Source organism: Pseudobutyrivibrio xylanivorans (assembly GCF_008935055.1).
GTDB classification, from domain to species: Bacteria; Bacillota; Clostridia; order Lachnospirales; family Lachnospiraceae; genus Pseudobutyrivibrio; species Pseudobutyrivibrio xylanivorans_A.
The window spans coordinates 555,252-578,837 of record NZ_CP043028.1 but is presented as its reverse complement, the minus strand read 5'-3'; the positions used below and the strand labels follow the sequence as shown (position 1 = coordinate 578,837).

Annotated in this window: 21 protein-coding genes and 1 riboswitch; of the genes, 17 read left to right on the top strand and 4 right to left on the bottom strand. The window is 39.7% G+C overall.

All coding sequences use genetic code 11. The features are described from left to right. The first annotated feature begins 7 nt into the window (after nt 1-7). Nucleotides 8-2,164 (top strand): beta-galactosidase, encoded by a 2,157-nt coding sequence (locus tag FXF36_RS02635; RefSeq protein WP_151622336.1) that lies wholly within the window; start codon nt 8-10, stop codon nt 2,162-2,164. On the opposite strand, the gene FXF36_RS02630 is transcribed toward FXF36_RS02635, so the two are convergent. Further along, a complete protein-coding gene (locus FXF36_RS02630; protein WP_151622335.1) occupies nt 2,151-3,029 on the bottom strand; it encodes an AraC family transcriptional regulator in 879 nt (292 codons plus the stop codon). The two genes, FXF36_RS02635 and FXF36_RS02630, sit on opposite strands and share 14 nt — an antisense overlap. A gap of 296 nt (nt 3,030-3,325) precedes the next feature. Here FXF36_RS02630 and FXF36_RS02625 point away from each other — a divergent pair, with 296 nt between their 5' ends. From FXF36_RS02625 to FXF36_RS02600, 6 genes are all read left to right on the top strand, one after another. Further along, entirely contained in the window at nt 3,326-3,967 is a 642-nt protein-coding gene (locus tag FXF36_RS02625) for a bifunctional 4-hydroxy-2-oxoglutarate aldolase/2-dehydro-3-deoxy-phosphogluconate aldolase (RefSeq protein ID WP_151622334.1), read from the top strand. 132 nt (nt 3,968-4,099) lie between these two features. Then, nucleotides 4,100-5,170 (top strand): mannonate dehydratase, encoded by a 1,071-nt coding sequence (gene uxuA / locus FXF36_RS02620; protein WP_151622333.1) that lies wholly within the window; start codon nt 4,100-4,102, stop codon nt 5,168-5,170. Further along, nucleotides 5,157-6,653, top strand: a complete 1,497-nt coding sequence (locus FXF36_RS02615) for a mannitol dehydrogenase family protein (RefSeq protein WP_151622332.1) — start codon at nt 5,157-5,159, stop codon at nt 6,651-6,653. Before uxuA ends, FXF36_RS02615 begins: the two co-directional genes overlap by 14 nt. A gap of 2 nt (nt 6,654-6,655) precedes the next feature. Beyond that, nucleotides 6,656-8,056, top strand: coding sequence for a glucuronate isomerase (gene uxaC / locus FXF36_RS02610; protein ID WP_151622331.1), 1,401 nt, complete (start codon nt 6,656-6,658; stop codon nt 8,054-8,056). A gap of 66 nt (nt 8,057-8,122) precedes the next feature. Next, nucleotides 8,123-9,220, top strand: a complete 1,098-nt coding sequence (locus FXF36_RS02605; protein WP_151622330.1) for a sugar kinase — start codon at nt 8,123-8,125, stop codon at nt 9,218-9,220. Between the two features lie 261 nt (nt 9,221-9,481). Continuing rightward, on the top strand, nt 9,482-9,673 hold the full coding sequence (locus FXF36_RS02600) for a hypothetical protein (protein WP_151622329.1): 192 nt from the start codon (nt 9,482-9,484) through the stop codon (nt 9,671-9,673). A gap of 93 nt (nt 9,674-9,766) precedes the next feature. On the opposite strand, the gene FXF36_RS02595 is transcribed toward FXF36_RS02600, so the two are convergent. After that, nucleotides 9,767-11,422 (bottom strand): GGDEF domain-containing protein, encoded by a 1,656-nt coding sequence (locus FXF36_RS02595; protein ID WP_151622328.1) that lies wholly within the window; start codon nt 11,420-11,422, stop codon nt 9,767-9,769. Beyond that, entirely contained in the window at nt 11,422-12,837 is a 1,416-nt protein-coding gene (locus tag FXF36_RS02590) for a sensor domain-containing diguanylate cyclase (RefSeq protein WP_151622327.1), read from the bottom strand. The genes FXF36_RS02595 and FXF36_RS02590 overlap by 1 nt, the downstream gene beginning before the upstream one ends. 187 nt (nt 12,838-13,024) lie before the next feature. Here FXF36_RS02590 and FXF36_RS02585 point away from each other — a divergent pair, with 187 nt between their 5' ends. Both FXF36_RS02585 and FXF36_RS02580 read left to right on the top strand, forming a co-directional pair. Further along, a complete protein-coding gene (locus FXF36_RS02585) occupies nt 13,025-13,933 on the top strand; it encodes a hypothetical protein (protein WP_151622326.1) in 909 nt (302 codons plus the stop codon). A gap of 123 nt (nt 13,934-14,056) precedes the next feature. Then, nucleotides 14,057-15,466 carry a TIR domain-containing protein gene (locus FXF36_RS02580; RefSeq protein WP_151622325.1) on the top strand — a complete coding sequence of 470 codons (1,410 nt, stop codon included), beginning with the start codon at nt 14,057-14,059 and terminating at the stop codon, nt 15,464-15,466. Here the strand turns inward: FXF36_RS02580 and FXF36_RS02575 are convergent. Then, a complete protein-coding gene (locus tag FXF36_RS02575; RefSeq protein WP_151622324.1) occupies nt 15,463-16,140 on the bottom strand; it encodes a GNAT family N-acetyltransferase in 678 nt (225 codons plus the stop codon). The genes FXF36_RS02580 and FXF36_RS02575 overlap by 4 nt on opposite strands. A 77-nt stretch (nt 16,141-16,217) precedes the next feature. Here FXF36_RS02575 and FXF36_RS02570 point away from each other — a divergent pair, with 77 nt between their 5' ends. From FXF36_RS02570 to thiC, 8 genes are all read left to right on the top strand, one after another. Further along, nucleotides 16,218-18,086 (top strand): hypothetical protein, encoded by a 1,869-nt coding sequence (locus FXF36_RS02570; protein ID WP_151622323.1) that lies wholly within the window; start codon nt 16,218-16,220, stop codon nt 18,084-18,086. Continuing rightward, nucleotides 18,083-18,826 carry a hypothetical protein gene (locus tag FXF36_RS02565; RefSeq protein WP_151622322.1) on the top strand — a complete coding sequence of 248 codons (744 nt, stop codon included), beginning with the start codon at nt 18,083-18,085 and terminating at the stop codon, nt 18,824-18,826. The genes FXF36_RS02570 and FXF36_RS02565 overlap by 4 nt, the downstream gene beginning before the upstream one ends. 18 nt (nt 18,827-18,844) lie before the next feature. Continuing rightward, nucleotides 18,845-19,021: an HTH domain-containing protein gene (locus FXF36_RS02560; protein ID WP_151622321.1), complete on the top strand. Its 177-nt coding sequence runs from the start codon at nt 18,845-18,847 to the stop codon at nt 19,019-19,021. A 53-nt stretch (nt 19,022-19,074) separates the two neighbouring features. Then, nucleotides 19,075-19,179: riboswitch (TPP riboswitch) on the top strand. Between the two features lie 159 nt (nt 19,180-19,338). Further along, nucleotides 19,339-19,881, top strand: a complete 543-nt coding sequence (thiW, locus tag FXF36_RS02555) for an energy coupling factor transporter S component ThiW (protein ID WP_151622320.1) — start codon at nt 19,339-19,341, stop codon at nt 19,879-19,881. Further along, entirely contained in the window at nt 19,854-20,591 is a 738-nt protein-coding gene (gene thiM, locus FXF36_RS02550) for a hydroxyethylthiazole kinase (protein WP_151622319.1), read from the top strand. The genes thiW and thiM overlap by 28 nt, the downstream gene beginning before the upstream one ends. Continuing rightward, nucleotides 20,581-21,210 (top strand): thiamine phosphate synthase, encoded by a 630-nt coding sequence (gene thiE, locus FXF36_RS02545; protein ID WP_151622318.1) that lies wholly within the window; start codon nt 20,581-20,583, stop codon nt 21,208-21,210. The genes thiM and thiE overlap by 11 nt, the downstream gene beginning before the upstream one ends. A gap of 57 nt (nt 21,211-21,267) precedes the next feature. Then, nucleotides 21,268-22,074 carry a bifunctional hydroxymethylpyrimidine kinase/phosphomethylpyrimidine kinase gene (thiD, locus tag FXF36_RS02540; RefSeq protein WP_151622317.1) on the top strand — a complete coding sequence of 269 codons (807 nt, stop codon included), beginning with the start codon at nt 21,268-21,270 and terminating at the stop codon, nt 22,072-22,074. Between the two features lie 16 nt (nt 22,075-22,090). Next, a complete protein-coding gene (gene thiC, locus FXF36_RS02535) occupies nt 22,091-23,398 on the top strand; it encodes a phosphomethylpyrimidine synthase ThiC (protein ID WP_151622316.1) in 1,308 nt (435 codons plus the stop codon). The last annotated feature ends 188 nt before the right edge of the window (nt 23,399-23,586 follow it).

Genomic DNA, 23,586 nt, shown 5'->3' with positions numbered 1-23,586 from the left:
GTAGATAATGGAACACAAATTAAATTTTACTAGAGCAAGACAACAGGAAATCCATAGGCTTTCAGAAAAGTTTTTTGGCGTGAACCCAGCTGGAAAGGAGCTGGGTTTCACCAATTACTATATGACTGTAGACGGTAAGCCATTCTTTGGAATCAGCGGCGAGTGTCATTTCTCACGAGTGTCAGAAAATCAGTGGGAAGATACAATCTTAAAGATGAAGGCTGGTGGAATTAATGTAATCTCTACCTATATTTTCTGGAATCATCACGAGGAAATAGAGGGGAAGTTTAGATTCGATGGACAGCGTAATCTTAGAAAATTTGTGGAGCTGTGCAGGAAGTATGGAATGTATGTAATAATCCGCATAGGGCCTTTTGATCATGGCGAGATGAGAAATGGTGGTCTGCCTGATTGGCTCTATGGAAAGCCTTTTGAGGTTAGAAGTGTAAATGAGGGCTTCCTCCATCATGTGCGTCTGCTTTATCACGCAATCAGTGAGCAGGTTTCAGGTCTTTTGTATAAAGATGGAGGACCAATCATTGGAGCTCAGCTTGATAATGAGTACATGCACTCAGCTGCACCTTGGGAAATGACAACTGGAGTTTCAAATGAGTGGACCAACGGCGGTGCAGATGGTGAAGACTATATGCTTGAATTGAAAAAGATTGCAATAGAGGAAGGAATCATCACACCTTTCTATACTTGCACGGGATGGGGTGGTGCTGCTACACCAACCAAGGAAATGCTACCACTTTGGGGCGGTTATGCTTTTTGGCCATGGATGTTCTATGGAAATCCAGAGTATCAGCATCCTGCAACGCCTGAGTTTATTTATAGGGATAATCATAATAATGAGGTACCAGCTACCTATAATTTTGAGCCAACCTATAAGCCTGAGGACATGCCTTATGCCTGTTGTGAAATGGGAGGTGGAATGATTAATTTCTATAATTATCGTTTCCAGATACCATATGAATCAGTGGATGCAATGGCGAATATCAAAATCGGCAGCGGTTGCAACTTCTTAGGCTATTATATGTATCGCGGAGGAAGTAATCCAAAAGGAGAGCATGGCAATTATCTGAACGAGCATCAGTGTCCAAAGATTTCCTATGAGTACCAATCTCCTCTTGGTGAGTTTGGACAGATTCATCCAAGCTATCACAGGCTCAGAAGAATGCATATTTTTGCAAGGCACTTTGGAAGTAAGCTTTCAGAAATGGTGACAATGCTTGCTGATGATAATACAAATCTTTATCCAGCAGAAGGTGAAACTTTAAGATATGCAGCAAGAACAGATGGCAGTGAGGGATTTTTGTTTATAAACAATTATCAGGATCATGCAACCCTAAGTGATAAATCCAAGGAGAGAATAGCGGTTGCTGTGGCAGATAAGGAAATCGTAATCAATGATTTAGGCATAGCCTCAGGCGAAAATGCAATTTTGCCTATTAACATGGATTTCGATGGTCTGCTTTTGAGCTACGCTACAGCACAACTGCTTTCAAGGGTGGAAGCTAATAACGTAATTACGTATTACTTCTTCCAAGTTCTAGGAATGAAACCAGTGTATGCTTTTGCAGGTGAGGAAATAATCGAAGCAAAATGTGGAAAAGAAAGTGGATTTTCAAAGCAGGCTGGTGATAAAGAAGTTCACTTCGTAACATTGTCTTCGGAGGAAAGCTTAGACTTTTATGAGTTTGATAGCGAGACTGGAACCAAGATTGTTTTTTCGAAGGAACCGGTGATTTTCGATGGAAGCAGCTTTAGAGTTGAAAAAACAGATTTGAACCGAAGAAATATTGAAGCTATTCAGTGTGGCCCTTCCCGATATACACTCACTGTGCCAAAGTTGAACGTTAGCGCGAAGGACACTCTACTTAAGATTGATTATAGTGGAGATATAGGTTCATTGTTTAATTCAAAGGGTGAGCTTCTTGCTGACAATTTCTCAAACGAAGCCACCTGGGAAATCGGACTTAACGAAATAGGTGTCAAAGCAGGTGAAGTCCTAACACTGCTTATCACTCCTAGAAAGGATGACGTGGTAGTTGATGTTTCATCAACAATGGCAGGGCGTTTGGAAAAAGCAAACGGACTTCACTTTGAGCTTAGAGACATATATGTAGTGGAAACAATCGAAGAGGAGCTTAATTGTTTCTAATAATTTCATCACGATATTTCTTAGGGCTTTTGCCGTACTCCTTCACGAATGCGCGGTAGAACACAGAGTAATCTGAGAAGCCGTAGGTTTCTGAAACAAGAGAAATATCTTGGCCGCTTAGAATGGCGTCTCGACACATGTCGAGGCGCTTTTTTGTAATATATTTGTGTAGAGGCAATCCGTTGGTATCTGTAAATATGTGAGAAATATGGAATTTGCTAACATGAAATTTCTCAGCCAAAAGATCAAGGGATAAATCCTCATCAATATGTGTTTCGATGTACTGAATGATACTTTGGTACAAATTATCTGAATCCGTATTTACGATATCTGGATTCTGCATTTCGTAAACCATGCGGTTAATGGTAAGAATAAAATCACTGACGCAAAGTAGAATCTTTGCATCTCTTCCAAATCTCTTGGAATGAATCTCATCGATCAAAGTAAACACCTTTCCCTGAATGGTGTTGAAGGCAATCTCGTTGAATTTGTAAATGGAAAAATTGCCGGTGGATTTTGTCCTGTTGGTGAGGTACAGATAATCCTCGGAGGAACCTGCAATATTTCCAAGATATTCTTCAGTAATCCAAAATACAAATCTGCGATATGGCACATCACCATCAATCAATCTGGCGTAGTGTGGAAGATTTGGCGGTATCACAATAAGAGTACCTGGCGTTGGCACAAACTGCTTCCCATCCATGTACATAATAATATTGCCCTCGATGAAGAAGAAAAACTCGAAGTAATCATGGGTGTGAGCAGTAACGTTTGGCAATACCCTGTCGCTGTAATAATACACCTCGAAGTCCTGGGAGAGCATGTATTGTCTTGTGGTAAATTCCGTTTTTAGATTCTTTTTCATATTTACGTTTTAGCATACAACAACAAAAAATGCAATGTATAACGCAACTCACACAATGGGAATCGATTAGTCGTTTGTTTACTATTTACTTAAATCAGTAAACTAACGATTCTTAGATGAGTGCTTGTGACTGAATCATACCTTACTTGTGAATCCCTTGGTGAGCCGTCGTTACTTAGAAGGTGCGTTTAGCAGCTTCTTATGTAACGCAACGAGCGAATAAGAGCGCAAGCGTGGTGAACAGTAAGGTATGTTTCGGTCATTAAGCACGTACTTGGATTAAGGAGATTAATGTAATGTATGAAGATTTGAAAGAGAGATTTGAAAAAATAGGCATTATCCCTGTGGTGGTACTTGAGGATGCAAAGGATGCCCATGCGCTTGGTCAGGCACTGATGGATGGTGGCCTTCCAGCAGCGGAGGTTACCTTCAGAACAGATGCAGCAGAGGAGGTAATCCGAATTCTTTCTAATGATTTTCCAAATATGCTTGTGGGAGCAGGTACTGTCCTTACAACAGAGCAGGCAGATAGAGCAGTTGCAGCAGGTGCAAAATTCATTGTTGCGCCAGGCTTTAACCCAACAGTTGTAAAGCATTGCTTGGAGAAAGGATATCCAGTGACACCAGGTGTTCAGACACCAGGAGAAATGGAGCAGGCTATGGAGCTTGGACTTGATTTTGTAAAGTTCTTCCCTGCTGAGCCAGCAGGTGGCCTTCCAATGATTAAGGCTGTTGCGGCACCTTATAGCAAGCTTAAGTTCATGCCAACAGGTGGCATCAACAAGGATAACGTAAAGAATTATCTGGCATTCAACAAAATCGTTGCATGTGGTGGAACATGGATGGTTAAGGGCGACCTTATTGCGTCGGGAGACTTCTCTTCCATCAGGGCACTAGCTGAAGAGGCCGCATCCATAGTACATCAAATAAGGGGATAATTATTTAGATATAAAATTACTAGATGAGGCTGTAGCAGACAATCTCTGAGTGTTACTGAAGAAGACATGTAGTCGACGAAAGTAATACTCAGGATTGTAAGTGTAACAGCCGGACTTGGAGGAATATATTTAATGCAAATGACACTGAGATGGTATGGAAAAGACTTCGATACCGTAACACTAGAGCAGATTAGACAAATCCCTGGAGTTAAGGGCGTAATCACAACGCTATACGACACCAAGCCAGGTGAAGTATGGACACGCGAAAGAATAAAGGCCATGAAGGCTGAGGTTGAAGCCGCAGGCCTTAAGGTAGCAGGTATCGAGAGCGTGAATGTTCATGAGGATATTAAGCTAGGCAAGCCAAGCCGTGATCAGCTTATTGATAATTATATTGAGACTTTGAAAAATCTTGGCGAGGAAGATATTCATCTTGTTTGCTATAACTTCATGCCAGTTTTTGACTGGACACGTACTGAACTTGCGAGAAAGCGCCCAGATGGCTCTACGGTGTTGGCCTATACTCAGGAGGCTGTTGATGCGCTTGTTCCAGAAGAGATGTTTAACTCAATCGCTGGTGATACAAATGGTTCGGTAATGCCAGGCTGGGAGCCAGACAGACTTGCTCATGTAAAGGAATTATTCGAGGAATATAAGAACGTTACTGATGAGGATTTATTTGAAAATCTCAAGTATTTCCTTGAAAGAATTATGCCTGTTTGTGACCAGTATGATATCAACATGGCTATTCATCCTGACGATCCAGCATGGCCAGTATTTGGTCTTCCAAGAATCATCATCAATCAGGAAAATATTCAGCGCATGATGAAGATGGTTGATAACCCACACAATGGTGTAACCTTCTGTTCAGGCTCTTACGGTACAAATCTCGATAATGATTTGCCAGCAATGATTAGAAGTCTTAAGGGACGAATTCATTTTGCACATGTAAGAAACCTTAAGTTTAATTCACCAACAGATTTCGAAGAGGCCGCACATCTTTCAAGTGATGGAAGCTTCGACATGTATGAGATTGTGAAGGCTCTTTATGACATCGGCTTCACAGGTCCAATCAGACCAGACCATGGTCGTATGATTTGGGGAGAGAAAGCAATGCCAGGCTATGGATTATATGACAGAGCATTGGGTGCGGCATATATCAATGGATTATGGGAGGCAATTGAGAAGAATGAAACTAACTAATGAAGGTATTAAAGATAGAGCGGCGTGGGAAGCAAAAGGTTACTCCCTTCCAAAATACAACAGAGAAGAAATTATCGTAAATACGAAGCAGAATCCAGTGTGGATTCACTTCGGCGCAGGAAATATTTTCAGAGCCTTTCAGGCAAATGTAGTTGAAGAGCTCATTAATCAGGGCGTTATGAATACAGGTCTTATTGTTGCAGAGGGCTATGATTATGAAATCATCGAGAAGTACAACAGACCATGTGATGACCTTAGCATTCTTGCAACACTTAAGGCTGATGGAACAGTTGAGAAAAAGGTTATCGGCTCTATTGTGGAGTCCTGCATTTTAGATGAGGAAGATGAGAGGGAAATCGAAAGACTTCGTGAGATTTTCCGAAACCCATCACTTCAGATGGTATCATTCACAATTACAGAAAAGGGCTACAAGACCCGTGCCTATATGGACAAGGTGGTTGGACTTATTTTAGAGAGATTTAAGGCTGGTGCTTTCCCAATTTCCATCGTGTCTATGGACAACTGCTCACACAACGGAGACAAGCTCAAGGAAGCAGTTGTTGAGATTGCAAAGGATTGGTACAACGAAGGAAAGTGTGACAACGACTTTGTAAACTATATTACAAATCCATCAGTGGTTGCTTTCCCACTTACAATGATTGATAAAATCACACCAAGACCAGATGACACAGTTAAGAAAATGCTTATCGCTGATGGTGTTGAAGGGGCAGAACCAATTGTTACAAGCAAGAACACTTATGTTGCTAACTTCGTAAATGCGGAGGAGACAGAGTACCTGGTTATCGAAGACCTATTCCCAAATGGTCGTCCTGCACTTGAAAAGGGTGGAGTCATTTTTACTGATAGAGAGACAGTTGATAAGACTGAAAAGATGAAAGTATGTACATGTCTGAATCCACTTCACACAGCACTTGCGATCTTCGGATGTCTACTTGGTTACAACACAATCCATGATGAGATGGAGGATGAGGCATTAAAGAGACTTGTTACAAAGCTTGGTAAGGAAGAAGGCATGAAGGTTGTTGTTGATCCAAAGGTGCTTTCACCAGATGAATTTTTGGATGCAGTGCTTACAAAGCGTCTTCCAAATCCATTTATGCCAGACACTCCACAGAGAATTGCCTGTGATACTTCACAGAAGCTTCCAATTCGTTTCGGTGAGACAATCAAGGCATATAGAAGCAGTTCATCTCTCAGCACAGAGAGTCTTAAGATTGTTCCACTTGTACTTGCTGGCTACCTTAGATACCTTGAGGGAATTGATGATAATGGTAAGCAGTTTGAGCAGAGTCCTGATCCACTTCTCGAGGAGCTTAAGGGTCTTCCTGCAAAGGATGTGTTGAAGCGTCAGGATGTGTTTGGCGTTGACCTTTATTCTGATGGGCTTGCTAAAAAGGTTCTTGCAATTCACTCTGAAATGAAGGGCGTTGGCAACATCAGAAAGGAATTAGAGGCAGTTTAATTATGGCAAAATTTATGGATGAAGATTTCCTCCTTTCGAACGATATTGCAAAGGAACTCTTTGCAGCAGTTAAGGACGAACCAATTATAGATTTTCATAATCATTTGAATCCTCGTGAGATATATGAGGATAGATGTTTTGACAATATGGCTGAGGTTTGGCTCGGTGGTGACCATTATAAATGGCGCGCCATGCGAGCAAATGGAATCTCAGAAAAGCTAATCACTGGAGACGGGGCTCCTTTTGATAAATTTCTTGCATGGGCAGATACTGTGCAAAACCTTATAGGCAATCCTTTATATCACTGGACTCACCTTGAGCTTCAGCGTTACTTTGGAATCACAAAGCCTCTTTCACCTGAAACGGCTGAAGAGATTTGGAATGAATGTAATGCCAAGCTTAAAACAAAAGAGTTCTCAGTGAGAAACCTCCTTAGAATGCAGAATGTATCTGTCCTATGCACCACTGACGACCCAGCCGACGACCTTGAGTGGCACAGAAAAATCAGGGAAGACGGCTTTGAAATAAAGGTGTGCCCATCCTTTAGACCAGAAAAGGCAATTGGAATTGAGAAGGATGGATTTGTAGATTATATCAATAATCTCAGCCTTGTGGTTGAATTTAGAATAGATGATACAGAATCTTTGTTAAAAGCTCTTGAACTTCGCTTAGAGTACTTTATTGAAAATGGTTGCAGAGTTTCTGACCACAGCTTGGAGAGCCTGTTCTTTGTTCCAACAAACAAAAAAGAGGTTGATGAAATCCTGAAAATCAGAATGGCGGGAGTAAAGCTTTCAGAGGAGCAGGAAGGTAAGTTCCGTGGCTACATGCTTACAGAACTTGGTCGCTTGTATGCAAAGCACGATATCGTGATGCAGCTTCACATAGGAGCAATCAGAAATAATTCTGAGCGTTTCTTTAGAATGCTAGGACCTGACACTGGCTTTGATGCACTTAATGATTTTAATTATGCACCACAGCTTGCCGCACTTCTTTCAGCTATGGATTTGAAGGACGAGCTGCCTAAGACAATTCTATACTGCTTGAATCCTAAGGACACAGAGATGCTTGCAGCAATGGCTGGAACCTTCTGTAGTAATGAAAATGGAATCAAGGGTAAGGTGCAGCTGGGAGCAGCCTGGTGGTTCTGCGACCACAAGAATGGAATGGAGCGTCAGATTGAGGCTATGTCAGACTCAGGGCTTATTTCAACAAGCGTAGGAATGCTCACAGACTCACGCAGCTTCCTATCCTTCCCACGCCACGAGCTCTACCGTCGCATCCTTTGCAACAAAATCGGTTCGTGGGTTGAGAACGGAGAGTATCCGAAGGATGATGCGTACTTACGTGCCATGGTGAAGCGTATATGCGGAACTAATGCCGTAGATTATTTTAAATTTTAGTTGAGCATGGAATATAAATTAGAGATATTTGGCTAAGTTTATATACATGCGGATTAGGAGATAGATATGAACTTGGAATTGAGACCAAAAGAAGAATGTAAATATGATGCAGTTTCGTTGGGAGAGGTTATGCTTCGCTTCGACCCAGGTGAAGGCCGCATCCGCACAGCCCGCGAGTTTAAGGTATGGGAAGGCGGCGGAGAGTATAACGTCATCCGTGGACTCAGAAGATGCTTCGGCATGGACACAGCGGTAATCACTGCTTTTGCAGATAATGAAGTAGGACATCTTGTGGAGGATTTCATCCTTCAGGGTGGTGTAGATACAAAGCTTATTAACTGGAAGAAAACAGATGGTATTGGCCGTGAGTGCAGAAACGGATTGAACTTTGTAGAAAGAGGTTTTGGTATTCGTGGAGCTCTTTCTTGCTCAGACAGAGCCAACACTGCAATCTCTCAGGCAACAGCAGAAGACTTTGATTTTGACTATATCTTTGGAGAGCTTGGAGTAAGATGGTTCCACACAGGTGGAATTTATGCAGCACTTTCTGAGCAATCAGCTGAGACAGTTGTGAAGGCTATCAAGTCGGCAAAGAAGTATGGCACAATTGTTTCTTATGATTTGAACTATAGAGCTTCAATGTGGTCAGCAATCGGTGGACAGAAGAAGGCTCAGGAGGTCAACAAGGAAATCGCAAAATATGTTGATGTAATGATTGGAAATGAGGAAGATTTCACAGCATGCCTTGGCTTTGAAATTGAAGGCAATGACGCAAACCTTAAGGAATTAAATCTTGATGGCTACAAGAAGATGATTGATGAGGCCGCAAAGGTTTATCCAAACTTCAAGGTTGTTGCTACCACACTTCGTACAGTAAAGACTGCCACAGTCAATGACTGGTCAGCCCTCTGCTGGGCAGATGGACAGATTTTCAAGGCAAAGGATTACAAGGGCCTTGAAATCCTTGATAGAGTTGGTGGAGGCGATTCCTTCGCATCAGGCCTTGTATACGGTCTTATGACTACAGGAGACGCTTCAAAGGCTGTAGAGTATGGCACTGCTCATGGTGCACTTGCTATGACAACCCCAGGTGACACCACAATGGCTACCTGCTCTGAGGTTGAAGCCATCATGGGTGGCGCAGGCGCCCGCGTAAAGCGATAAGCTTTTAGCGTTAATTTGTGAAAGCATCTTGTAGGGGACAAGCTCTTTGCTCTCTCAGTGAGACATTTAGTCGAGCAGAGAGAGTAAAGGCTTGTAACCGTGACAAGGTGCTTTTTTGTTATTAAACGTTTAAGCAAAGTTCACAAATTGTTCACAGCTTTTTTGTTTACAAATCCTCGAAGGAGACTTAAGATTATCTTGTTTCTTGGCGATATATCCCAAGTAACGTGACAAAATTATTAGGCTGGGGAGGAAGAGAAAATGGCTGTTGGTACAATTATTACATGTACAGGACCAGAGGACTTGTACAGAAAGGCAGAGGACTTACTCAGACATGGAATTCACACTGAGTTCGTTGCCAGGAACACTATGAAGGTAGTTAGTGTTCAGTCCCAGAACAAGGTAAGCAAAATGAATGTAGCAGATGCAAAGCATGCACTTTATATTGCATAATCTTGAAAATATATGAGGGCGGTTTTATTGCTCTCACTCATGCGACAAAATCAAAGCGCTGAATCCGAATGGGTTCAGCGCTTTTTTAATCTATTATGTTGAAGTCACTCGATTCTTACCATGGGCTTTTGAGTAGTACAAATTGTCATCGGCCATCTTCACAACGTTCTCTGTACCTTTGCCTGTGGCAGTGCCGATACTTAGTGTGATAAGAAGCTCACTGTCGAAGTCCCAGGCCTGCTGGAACATGGAGTGGCATAGACGATCTGCCATCTTTTTTATGTAAGGTAAAGCGTTCTTCCCAACAATAAGGGCAAATTCTTCTCCACCATAGCGGTAAGCATGTATATCAGATGTGGTTTCGTTTTCAATGAGCTGGCCCAGTCGCCAAAGCACAATGTCACCGGACTGGTGACCATAAGTATCATTTACATTCTTAAAATCATCTATATCTATCATGATGATGCCATATTCATTGTTGGACTTTTGAATTTTGGCCAAGTCATAGTCAAATACTTTTCTAGTCAGAAGATGAGTTAAACCATCGAATCGATTACTCATGAATATAATTATTAGAATCAATACCACAACAGTTAAAGCCATCGCAGATATAATGGCAATTTTGGTACGTCTGACGGATTTTCTCCATGCCTGTTGATTTACACGTAAATCTTCTTGGGCTGCAATAATAAAACTTCTGATGGCAGTTGCATAGGTGAAGTTCTGCTGCTTGAAAGTATTGCTGTAAAGCTCATTTAAAACAGTGATAAGCTCACGCTGTATATTCTCATTTCTTGTTGGATATTCCTTTTGTATCTTTAACAGAGTATAAAGCTCTGCTTTCTCGTATTCATTTTCTTCACACAGTTCCATAAATTCATGAAGATAATTAATAACGGCCTGTTCCCTTGCCTCTGTGTCCATTTGGCTGGAATTATTTCGCTCTTTGATATTTTCTGCACAAAGGTAGTAGCACTTAGCCTGATAATATGGAATGATAAAATCTCTTAGATTAATTTGACGATAAACTTCTGTAGTAAATACATCAGAGTCAGCCCATTTATCAAGCTTCTCTTTACACTTTGATAGACGTCCTGTTTCCTCATAGACTCTTGCCAGCCAAACATCATTCATAGCTGTATACAGAGTCTCAAAGGTGTTGGAGGAACTTAAGTCAATTATACGCTGAGAATCGTTAAAATAGGTTTCAGCTTCATTGTAATCAAGATTAAGAACGGCAACAATGCCCTGCATACGATAGGCGTAAGCCTTTATCTGTAGATTATCTATTTCGTCGAAAGATTTAAGAGCTTCCGCCGCAGCAATCATATTTTCAGCTTCTTCATTGGCATAATTATTCAGATAAAAGTTGGCCAAGTCCAGATAAATATTAATAGTATAATCTGTGTCATCACTCTGTTTCAGGTAATAGAGTGCAGTGCTGATATTTTTAAAATAATCTGAATGCATTTTTTTATTTAGACAAATCAAGCTGGCGCGTTCATAGAGTCGGCCCATATCTTCATTTGTTAAATCTTCAGTCTCCAACAGAGCTTCTATTTCCTCAAGCTGTTTATCAATATTATCCCAGTCGTAACCAAGGTCATTTCGGAGTATCTGCTCGACTTTTTCGTGATTTGTTACCTTCGCAAAGTGAATGTTGACATAGTAAATAAGCTGCATGGAAAAAACAACAGCAACTATGGAAAAATAAATTATGAAGATTTTTTTGATGGTAGATTTAGACATTAAAGTTCAGCTTTCTTCATACGTTGTTTGTTCTCATACATAACTTTATCTGCACGCTTGAAAACATCTTCCATGCAGGTGTCATAAGGATTATATACCCCAAGACCAAAAGCTGCAGAATAGCGTTTCCAAGGTTCTTGAGTCTCATCTTTTGATGTATTCATAAAGGTTTGGATGAGTTTGTTGTACAAATCATCTTTCTCCTCGTAGGCCTTGTTCTCAAGGAGAATTACAAACTCATCTCCGCCAACTCTAAACACAGCAGAAAACGGGCAAATATCGCAGATGAGTTTTGTCGCACCGACGATATACTCGTTGCCGTAATCATGTCCATATGTATCATTTATCTTCTTAAGATCGTTGAAGTCTACCATAATAATTGCAAACTCGGCGATTCCTAATGCTATATCTTCGTTAACACGTTCCTCAATGGTGTCGTACCAGGTCTTGTTTTTAACATGAGTCAGAGCATCCTGATAGGCCAACATATCCATTCGTGTAACCTGGGATTTCATATCCTGGACCTGTACCTCGGCCTCTAAGATATTTGCAGCATAGGTTTTAATATCCTGAGTCATCTGGTTGATAGAATTAGCCAAGGATTCAACCTCGTTTTGAGTAGTGATATTTGGCGCATCATATCGAAGTAGTCCAGGGTCTCTCTGAATATGTGAGAGAGCAGCAAAATCGTTCACACTCTTTTCCAAAGAAACCACAGGAACGGTCACATTTTTATTTATCCAGCTCAGTGCTATTAGTGAGAACACAAGGCTAACCAGAAGTATCATAACCACATTCGTAATTGTGTAGATCAGAATGGTATTATGAATCTCACTTATTTCGAAATCTACGCAGAGAATAGCGTAGGTTTCTCCATCGCTATCTTTCAAAGGCATTATACCACTGTAGTCATCACCCCAACCACTGACAATTTCAAAGAAAGAAATATCATCCTTCTGCATGGCATTGTAATATTTTAAAGCCTCCTCGCGGGTGTACTCATCATCAATCAGGTAGTCGAGATAGTAGCCGTCTGGTTCGAACATTCGTCCATACGCTGTATCTGCAGAAAGTACGTTAATAACATTTCCAGGCTCGTAGGTATCCAGTGGAACAATAATATATAGATAGTGTAGCTGCATACGCTCCATTATCTCATCCATAAAATCCTGAAGTTCCCAATATTTATCTGAAGGCACACCAGTTTCAACGCACTGTGCCAAATCGTCCTGATCAATGTGATAGTAAACATAGTTCAAGATGTCTGTCATGCGGGATTCGTATGCTTCAAACAAAGATTTTCGGTCACCCAAATAACCGAAAATGCATATGAATGATGACAGGCAAACTACGAACAATATACAGCCGATGGTAATGCTTCTTTTTAAAGGTTTTTTGAAATTACTAACATTCATAGCTTGCGTTTATTGTTCCTTAATTTTCTATGTGAATAGTCGCAGTTAGTCACAATACCTTACGATAATTATAGAAGGAAAATATGAAAATTTATTGACGATATATGTGTTTTTGTGTTAAATCTAACCTAAATCTAGGGATTCGTTTTTACACGAGAATGTGGTTACAGAACTGGAGGGATGAGTTATGTCTAAAGAATCAGACGAGATATATGAGGAAGCAAAGAAACAAAAAGGAGAGTTGCTGCGAAAAGCAGGAGGACTCAAAGGTTGGGATACGTTATCTAAGGACACAATGGTTAGAGTTGTTGGTTTTGCAAGTGCTATGGATTGGGCTGATGGAATGGGTGACTTTGAGGAACATTGCACTATGGGCGAATCATTCAAGGTTGCTATAAATCGGTTTAGGGAAGTTATATATAAACAGAAATGTGACCATGACTATTATATAAGTGTAATACTTGGCCTTGGATGCTTGTATGGAGTGTATCCACATGGAATTAGTATTGATGATGAATATAAAGAGATTTCAGGCTATTATGATGTGGATTTTAGTGATATCGATTTTATGGACTATAAAAAGTCTGATAAATGTAGTGCAAGTAATCTCACAAAAGATGAAATACACGCACGGATACATGCCAGCTACGAGGAATTCAAAAATGGAAATACAAAGCTAGCGGTGGAAGCTTTTGGCAATTATCGTGATAACGAAAGATTTACAAAATATAGATCTAAAGAGTTGATTGAAACGAATACTGTTCGAATAACAGATATTGCGTTGGAGGATATGGATTGTTATGTATACCATTTACCAATTTATGGACAAAGGTTTGCTGAAATAGATGAAGAAAGGTATTGTGTTATTGCTGATAAAATCCTTGCATTGGAAGTTGAATCAGATATATATCCAATATTATCAGTTGAACCAGAACATTCCGAAGGTATTCATTGTATGGATGTAAAGATAAGACATCTTGGGTGGCTTAGCGATCCTTACGTGGTTTGTTATGTGGTGGAAGCGGGTATTGTGACAGTTACTAATATATTTGAAATTGCAAATAGTTTTCACGAAAAGATGCAGATTGAAGTTTAGTTTATTAGGGCGGCCATTGTTGGCTGCCTTTATTCACGAAATTTTTATATTTTTATTCTTGTTTTTCTTAAAAGCAAAAGATACTATCATTCTATAGTATGCAATTTCGGGAGTGGGTAATATATGGATGCATTTATTAGTTATAGAAGAGATACGGGGTCTGAATTAGCAAGTAATATACGAACACATCTCTGCTCAAAGGGGTTGGATGTGTTTTTTGACAAAGATAAAATTGGAAATGAGGACTTTACTATTCGAATTAAAGAAGAGATTAGTAAAGCGCCCAATTTTATTATGATTTTGACTAAAGGATATTTCACAAAAAAATCTGACCATGATCGTGTCAGGGAAGAAATAGAATATGCTGTTGAACAAAGCAAAAATTTTATTCTCATCTATAAGGCGGGGTATCAATTAAGAGATGATACAAACTGGGATGATGAAGATGATTACATAAAGAAGTTTGAGACATACAATAGACATAAGTGGGATACTATGTCTATTTCAGATGAAGAAGTTCTCATAGACAAAATTATTAGGCAGATGAAGGGTGAGGATGGACTTCCTTTCAAAAAGAGAAAAACGACAAAGAATAATTCATACTATTCAGAGCATGGGATGGATGAGGCAGATTTTCTTTGGATAAAGACAGATCACACTGTGTGTCGCGGGATTGATTGGAATATATTGGAAAGAGCAATAACGCAGGAGAGTATTTTTAAGGATAGGAATGATTTAAATCTACTGGTTTACAAGGCCTATGATATAGAAACTTATGCAAAAAAGTATGCACTTAATCCTAAAAGAGCATTAAGCCTAGGAAAACGAATAAATCCAGGAGAAATCTATGGTGTTACTTACAGAGGTCTATTGGATGAGGCTGACAGAATCTTTCAAAAGGGTCATTTTATAGCAGATGAGTTCGCAACAGAAAATTATATTGATGCAGTAAAGAAACTTATGTCTGACAATCAGATTGAAGGTTTTGATATAATTGATTTGACATTGATTCTGAAGGATATGCCTGAACCAGAGAAAACTCTTAGGGAGTTGGCGAAGCTTTTAAATCCTGATGGGGGAATTATTTATATTAGAGAATTGGATGATGATTACATTGATGGGTATCCTGATGAAGCAAAGCTGATACCAAAGCTAAAGGAAATTCTGGAATTGGACGATGGTGCGGGATATAGACATTTAGGAAAGAAAGTTTATACCTATCTAATAAGAGCAGGAGCTGATAAGGTTTATATTTCGGATGAAATACTATCAACTGCAAATCATAAAACAGCCTTTCAGTTGGCTATGTGTCATAATTATTTTTCTTATCTGTTGCCTGAAATGAAAGCATTGTCTGAGGATAATGAAAAAAATAGAGCAAATTCTAAGTATGATAAATATGTCGAGGCCTATAGCTGGCTGTTAAATAATTATGATGATGTTGAAAGCTTATTTTGTTCTCCTGATTTCTACTTTAGGGCTGGTTATGTTGCTGGTTACGGTGTGTTTGAACCAGATGATGAATTATTTTAATTGAATGAATATCCGATGTTGTGCATCCAATAAATGTTAGTATCAGCCGTTTTGGCACCAATTGATTGGTGTAATTTTAGGGAGGCGGTGTTTGTTGATACTACATGAGAATATACTAAGTTACTACCAAAATAATTCACTGCTGATTTAAGTAACTCTGCACCGTATTTATTTCTTCGGTATTCTGGTGTTATAAATAGAGCGCCGACAGTATCGTCAATGTGATGGACAACATATCCAATAAGAGCGTTATCAAGATAGTAACCTAAAATACGGTTTCTATCGAATAATTGGGTTATGTAATTGGATTCACCGTAGGTATCAATTACATAAGGTAAATCTGCTTTGTTTAATAGTCTAACGTTAGGATTAAAGCCGAAATTATCAGGATATGTGAATTGCTTGCACATATATGCGTTACTATATTCATTCTTTAAACTGTTGAAGATTGCCTGACTTGTAGTGAGTAAAAGGTCGGGACGCAAGGTTTCCAAAATGTGTGCAACTTTATCTAGCTTAGAATTATCACGCATCTCGACACAATAATTATCATTTACTAATGAATGGATAATAAAGAAATCCTCTTCATCATATAATGTCTCATAACTATTATTAATAATTGCAATAACATGAGCATAATTCGTTCGTTCAGTGATAAGTTCAGGTAATAACATTCTTCTATCCTCGCAGCATATATGATATAAGGAGTATATTTTTAGTAGAATAAAAAATCAAGAGATTGGTGAAAAGTATGATTAATATTTTGGGGGCATTTACTCAGTTTAATTCAGAGGAAGTAATTTGGCTGATTACAATGATATTGGGACTAGCCTTTGCATTTTATGGGGTAATTTATTGGTTAACAAAGGAAAATAAGAGTGACATACATTATGTAAGTGCCGCCTTTTTTGAATTTGTGGCATGCTGGATTATGTATATTCCAGAGGAAATATTTAATGATTCAACTGGAACTAATGTTATGCTAAGGATAATAGAGGGAATCTCTACAGCATTACTTAAGAGCTTCAATATCTATGCTGGAAATGGATATGAAAAAGTGGTTTTTGGATTACATCCTAATTTTTCCAGTGTATATGGAATCATACGAGTTTTGGCTAATATAGTTTTAATAATATTTGTTGGTGGATTCATTGTTAAATTTTTGGATGGACCGTGGCAGAGATTGAGACTATCGCTCAATAGAAGAAAATATTCGTATTTATTATCTGAATGCAATGATAAGACAATTGCATTAGCTAAAAGTATTTCTGGAAAAGTAGATATTAAGAAAAATAATATTATTTTTGCATGTAGCCAATCTGAAGTTAGCGGAGCAGGAAGAGAAAAAATAGCTTCTGTTGGTGGCATATATTTAAATTCAGATATAGCTGTTGTTTTAGATAAGCTAGGGCACGCAAAAGGACTAGAAATATTTCTTTTCGAAGAGAACGAAGAAAACAATCTAAAGAAACTTGAGGAGATTAGTACATTTTCAAAAAATAATGAAGATGTAGTCATTAAGTGCTATGTGGAACTAATAGATACTCCATGGGGAATGTATAATGAGTATGCTAAGAAGAATAAATTGCCATCAAAGACAATTATTAATTTTGTTAGAGCTGAGGAAAACTTTGCGCTGAACAATTTGTTGAAAAAATCAATTTTTGAAGCAGCTATTGAGGATAATGGTGAACGAAAGATAAATGTTTTGATTATAGGTGGAATGAATATAAGAAACCTAGAAATGATTAAGGCAATATTATCATTGGCTCAGATGCCTGGGTATATTTTGAAATTAACTGTTATCGATGCTGGTAATGGAAGAGACAAGTTGAAGCAACTAATGCCAGAGATTTATGATTTTTGTGATGTAGAGGGGGATGCTTTTTACAGAATTCAATACCATTCTGATGTGGATTTTGAAACACTTGAATATGAACAGTGTTTGGAGAATAAGGATGGGCTTTCTTTTGTTTTTATTAATGCAGGAGCGGATTTGCTAAATGTTAATCTAGCTAAGCGATTAAAAGCTCATAGAGTGCAAAAAGGCTTTGCAGATGACAATTGTATAATTCAAGTCAATATGGCTCATAAGGAGATTAGCAAAAGCTGGAACGAGGATTTAGTTAGAAAGTATGAATTAGTTGGTGGAATAGATGAGACCTTCAATTATGAGTTCATTACGATGTCAGAATTGGAAAAGGCATCAATGGCAATTCATGCAATCAGACAGCAGAATAAAGATAATCCAAAATCCTGGGAAGAATACTGTAATAATGAGTTTAATCGCCATTCGGTGTATGCTCGCACATTGAGTCTTAAGTACAAAGTAGAGCTTATAGATATTGGTATATATCCAATCAGTGATGAAGCTGAATTTAAATACGATATTCTGAAAGATGATTACACATGGAAAATGTATGAGCATATGAGATGGAATATGTATATGCGAACTCTGGGTTATCAAAAAAGTTCGGATAGTTTTCTTGATAAAAAGACCCGTGAAATGGCAACAGTGCATAATTCACTAGTACCATTCAGCGAATTGTCTAAAAGCGAACAGGATAAGGATGGAATAGTGCTGACGGAAAAAATAGTGGAGGTTTTGAAGAGTATATGATTAATAAAATTGTTGAGACTTACAAAGCTTTAGTTGGTACAGGACAATATTATTATGAAGAGGAAATATTTACAAAACTTGAGGATGCTTTTATTGTAAATATGAAAGATACTACGGGTTTTTCTTTAATACATGGATTAAGAAGTATTGTTAATTACAACAATACAATTTCTGGTACAAGTGGAAAGTGTGAGTTAGGTGATATAGAAATAAGGATGAAGGATGATGCTAATTATCCTGATACCTTTAGACGTGTGTTTTTGCAGTTTAAAGTAAAAGATAAAAAGGGTAATAAGTTTAATATTCCGATTTCACAAGATGATTTATACAGCTGCACAGGATTTGATTCTGATTGTGTTTATAACGGTACCAAAAGTCTAAATAAAGCAAATGCAATGTTTACGGTTATTAATAAAGATGAGTTAATCTTTGGCAATTGTGAAAGTTTCAAAAAGATAATAGGATGCAAATCATCAAAATATCGTACACGATTGTTACAGCCGACTGGCATTTCAATACTGCTTTCAAGTAGTCCATATACATATGATTATTGTTCATATACAAATAGTTTGGAAAAATTCTTGGAAAATATGAGGGATATGAAGGTTGGGGAAGAACTAAAGCGTTCTAGAACACTTGGTCCAATAGATGTAACTGGAACAGGTAGTATAGAAGATAATACATATTTGGGGCCAGCTCGTGTTTTAGTAGCTATAGATGTATCAAAATTAAATAATTAAGAAAGAGAGAGGAATCCTATGAGTGAAAAAGAGCAGATTTTAGAAGCAATGAAAAATGCTGGTGAACCACTTAATGCAGGCAAGATTGCGGAATTGACAGGTCTTGATAGAAAAGTGGTTGATAAAGCAATGGCTGAGATGAAGAAGGATGGTTCAATTGTTTCTCCGGTACGTTGTAAATGGGAACCAGCATAAATTTCCTCTTGCATTAATTCGTAAATACGATATACTCTACTAGTAACTAAAAACTAAATAGAGCCGGGAGCTTGTAAACAGGCTGAGAGGAAGGTGTGACCTTCGACCGAGAACCTGATTTGGATAATGCCAACGTAGGGATGCCGTGTTTATATACGTAAATTCATGGAGACCATTTGAGAAATCAGGTGGTCTCTATTTTTATGCTTTTTGTTGCTGGTAGCAGACAATCTCTTAGTGTTACTCAAGGAGAGCTTTTTGTAGCTCTCCGGAGTAATACTGAGGATTGTATGTGTAACCAGCCATAGGAGAATGACATGAAAAAGATGAATTTATTAAGGATGGTAACGATGGCAATGCTTGTTGCAACTGGTGTGGTGATATCACCGCTGCTTAGAGTGGAAGGAATGTGCCCGATGGCACATCTAATTAATATCACAGCCGCAGTTTTCCTGGGGCCAGTTGATGCGCTGGCGGTTGCAGTGATGATTGGCGTGATAAGAATGGCAGTTATGGGAATACCTCCGCTTGCCTTAACAGGTGCAGTTTTTGGCGCATTTTTATCAGGCGTGTTTTACAAAATTTCCAAAGGAAAAATCTGGGCGGCAGTATTAGGTGAAATTTTTGGAACAGGAATCATTGGGGCAATTGTTTCATATCCAGTTATGACATTCCTTTGGGGAAGAGAAGGCCTAAGCTGGCTATTCTATGTGCCATCTTTCATTTGTGGAACGCTGATTGGGGGAAGTATTGCAGCACTTCTCTTATATCAGCTTCAAAGAGCGGGAGTACTTCGTGATATTCAAAGCAAACTTGCAGGAGAGGATAAGGCATGGAAAGAGAAAACAGAAAGCCTTTAATTCACTGTATTACAAATCCCATTGCAATGAATCAATCCGCAAATACGATATTAGCATTGGGGGCAAGACCTATTATGGCAGAGCATCCTCTGGAGGTGGAGGAAATAACAGAGACAGCCGATGCTTTGCTTTTGAATCTGGGAAATATATCTGACACCAGAATGGAGGCAATGGAAAAAGCTATTGCGGTTGCAAATGCCAAGGGGATTCCTGTTGTATTGGATGCAGTTGGGGTAGCCTGCTCAGGCCTTAGAAGAAATTTTGCAAAGCAACTCATAATCCAACATAAGTGCAGAGTAATTAAGGGAAATTATTCGGAATTAATGGCTTTGTATGATGATTCATATAGAAGTAGCGGAGTGGATGCAGGTCAGGATATTTCAGTATCGCATATGAAGGATATTGATTCAAAGCTGGCAGAACAATATAAATGCATCATATTATCCACTGGAAAGACAGATTTAATATCCTACGAGGGAAAAGTGATATCTGTTGAGGGAGGCTGCGCAGAATTGTCTTCTGTCACTGGAACAGGCTGCATGCTTGGGGCAATCATTGCCACTGGGCTGGCATTTGATAATTCGCCTGTCAGTGTGGAAAAAGCCTGCAGATTTTTCAAAAGTTGTGGAGTAAAAGCCAGAACAGATAAGGGAAGCGGAACCTTTATGGTGAACCTGCTGGATAAGATAGGAGAAAAAGATGGATTTTGATAGCAGTTTATATTTTATAACCGATAGCACAGGCTATACGAGGGAAGAATTTTTAAAGCGTGTCAAATCGGCCCTTGAGGGCGGGGTTACCCTTATCCAACTCAGGGAGAAGAATAAATCCACAAGAGAATATATAGAGCTTGCGGAGGCAGTTCATAACATTACTCACGTCTATAAAGTACCGCTGATAATTGATGACAGGGTGGATGTAATGCTTGCTGTCGATGCAGAAGGAGTTCATGTAGGGGCTGAGGATATGCCAGTTGCCATGGCGCGAAAGCTCATTGGCGTAGACAAGATTTTAGGAGCTACAGCCAAGACTGTGGAAGCTGCAAGGGCCGCCTATGAGGCTGGGGCAGATTATCTTGGAGTGGGGGCAATCTTCCCAACTACTACAAAGGTGAAGACGGTACTTACATCAACAGACACCTTAAGAGAGATAACAAAAGCGGTGCCAATACCGGTAAATGCCATAGGTGGCTTGAATCCAGATAACCTAAAGGTGCTGGAGGAAATTCCTATAGCTGGAGTGTGTGCGGTGTCAGCCATTATGAAGGCAACATCACCAAAGGCAGTTGCGGAAAAATTTAAAGAAAGGCTTCCACTTGAGGGTTGCTAGGCTCCAGTGGAGCCTGTTTAGCAACGACCGAGCCGGGAGGCGAGACAAGGTGTCATTATGAAAATAGTACTATCGATTGCTGGTTCCGACTCTTCAGGTGGCGCTGGCATACAGGCAGATCTGAAAACAATGTGCGCCCATGGGGTGTATGGCATGACTGCCATTACAGCTCTTACCGCGCAAAATACCACTGGGGTGTTTGATATTGTGGAAGCTTCCCCAGAGTTTCTGGATGCTCAGATAAATGCCTGCCTTTCAGATATCCCAGCAGATGCAATTAAAATTGGAATGATACCATCTGTGTCACAGATTGAGGTGGTAACTAAGAATATTCGTAAATACGATATAAAGAATGTGGTGTTGGATCCAGTAATGGTTTCGACAAGTGGAAAAAGCCTGTCAAAATCTGGGACAATTGAGAAATTAGAGGAGCTACTTTTCCCACTTGCAAAGCTTATAACACCAAACATTCCTGAAGCAGAGAAGCTGGCAGGAATTGAAATCTCCGATAGAGCAGCAATGGAACAGGCAGCTAGAATTCTTGGAGAAAAATATGGCTGTGGAGTTTTATTAAAAGGAGGTCATGCAGCAGGAGATGCAAGTGATGTTTTATATGAGCATGGGGGGCTGACATGGTATGAAGGTACAAGAATCCACAATCCTAATACTCACGGTACAGGTTGTACACTATCCAGTGCCATAGCCTGCAATCTTGCACTGGGTTATGAGCTTACAGAGGCGATAAATTTGGCAAAAAAATATCTTACAAAATGTATCCAGGCACAATTAAATCTGGGAAATGGAAACGGGCCTCTAGCCTTCCCGTTGAGGCGAAGGTGCCCCGAAGGGGCGGATGAGGTGTAAAAATAAGGAGGAGAATATGAGAGAGTACACAACTCAAATGGACGCTGCCCGTCAGGGTATCATTACATCAGAAATGAAGCAGGTGGCATTAAAGGAATATCGTACACCTGAAGAAATAAGAGAACTTGTGGCAAAGGGGCAGGTTGCAATTCCAGCAAACAAGCATCACAAATGTATAAATCCTGAGGGTGTTGGAAGTATGCTTCGCACAAAAATTAATGTGAATCTTGGCATATCAAGAGACTGTAAGGATTACAATATCGAAATGCAAAAGGTTATGGCAGCTGTTGAAATGGGTGCAGAAGCAATTATGGATTTATCCAGCCATGGAAACACTCAGCCATTTCGTCAGAAGCTTGTGGCAGAATGTCCTGCTATGCTTGGAACAGTTCCAATCTATGACAGTGTGATTCATTATCAGCGTGATCTCGCTACACTCACCGCCAAGGATTTCATCGACGTGGTGAGACTTCACGCAGAGGATGGTGTAGATTTTGTTACCCTTCACTGTGGAATCACTAGAAAGACCATCGAGCAAATTAAGAAGCATAAGCGCAAGATGAATATTGTCAGCCGCGGAGGCTCCCTGGTATTTGCATGGATGACAATGACTGGAGAGGAAAATCCTTTCTATGAATATTATGATGAAATATTGGAAATTTGCCGTGAGCATGATGTGACAATCTCATTGGGTGACGCCTGTAGACCAGGCTGCCTTGCTGATGCCAGTGATGTATGTCAGATAGAGGAGCTTGTTCGTCTAGGAGAACTTACAAAGCGTGCATGGGAAAAGGATGTGCAGGTGATGGTGGAAGGTCCAGGACATATGCCGATGGATGAGATTGCCGCAAACATGAAAATTCAGCAGAAGATTTGCATGGGTGCACCTTTCTACGTGTTGGGGCCTCTGGTTACAGATATTGCACCTGGCTATGACCATATAACTTCAGCAATTGGTGGTGCAATTGCAGCCCAAAATGGTGCAGCCTTCCTTTGTTATGTGACACCTGCGGAGCACCTTGCACTTCCAAATGTGGAGGATGTAAAGCAGGGAATCATTGCATCAAAAATTGCGGCCCATGCAGCGGATATTGCCAAGAAAATTCCACATGCTCTGGATTTGGATAATCAGATGGCAGAGGCGAGACAGTGTTTTGACTGGGATAAGCAATGGGAATGCTCAATTGCCCCTGAAACTGCCAAATCTATCAGAGCGGACCGTGCACCAGAGTTTGATGATACCTGTTCAATGTGCGGAAAATTCTGTGCAGTTCGTAGTATGAACAAAGCCTTAAGTGGCGAATATATTGATATAATTGGTTAGAATGAAATGAGCATGAAAAAACACCACCGGCCTTCGCGATTTGAAAGTCGGCGGTGCTTTTTATAGATTTTTGTTTTTCATCAGAAAAACATAAATTGTACCTGACCAACTTTTTCATGAAATGGAAAAGTTGTCTGGCAAAGCCAGATTTCTGCTGGCAATTCATTGTTCTGCCAGCAGAAAGTCTT